This is a genomic window from Halobellus sp. Atlit-38R (assembly GCF_003665925.1).
GTDB classification, from domain to species: Archaea; Halobacteriota; Halobacteria; order Halobacteriales; family Haloferacaceae; genus Haloquadratum; species Haloquadratum inordinatus.
The window spans coordinates 1-641 of sequence record NZ_QXIJ01000107.1; the positions used below are offsets into that span (position 1 = coordinate 1).

1 protein-coding gene is annotated in these 641 nt (G+C 47.7%); it reads right to left on the minus strand.

The window, feature by feature from the left end; all coding sequences use genetic code 11:
* Positions 1–162 precede the first annotated feature (162 nt).
* On the minus strand, positions 163–480 hold the full coding sequence (locus tag D3D02_RS18355; RefSeq protein ID WP_147435716.1) for a hypothetical protein: 318 nt from the start codon (positions 478–480) through the stop codon (positions 163–165).
* Positions 481–641 lie beyond the last annotated feature (161 nt).

Below are 641 nucleotides of genomic sequence, written 5' to 3' on the forward strand. Positions count from 1 at the left end.
GCTGGAAGCCCTCATTTAGGCGACTACGTTCGCCATGTTACTGCCCGCATGTATTCCTATATTAAAACTGAGACCCTCTTCGCCAGTTGGGCGAGAAGGATGTGCTTCTCGCCATGTCTGGCCGTCCGGATCTCCATCACTTCCTAGACACAATTCATTAGTCTAATTCCCTTCTACAGAACCGTGATTCGGGTATGGTCTCTTCCTACCGAAGTATCGGTAGATAGCACCTCGTAGAGTGACATGAGCCATTTCACCATCTATCTCCTTACACTCCTCCTCTAGCACCTCCCACTCATCTTTCGAAGATCCGTCTCTGAACCCGATTCGAGTTGCTTCGATCGCGTTGATGAGATTCATCGACCGCGGATTTCCTTCTTCGAGAATCCAAGCATTCTCTCTGAATATGTCCTCAACAGCATTTCTAGACGATTCTAATGCGTTCTTTTCATCAGGAACAGGTCTGCTACTATCCTTCATCACCTGGATGTACATCATGTGAGATCGTAACTGCCGAATTGTGTCCATGTCCCTTCGGTACAGGCTAAGTATCTGCCCGAACATTACCGCACCAACACCACCAACCAGCGCTGCTGTAATTGTCAGCGCATTCCAGAGCATGATCTTATTTTATCAATGAG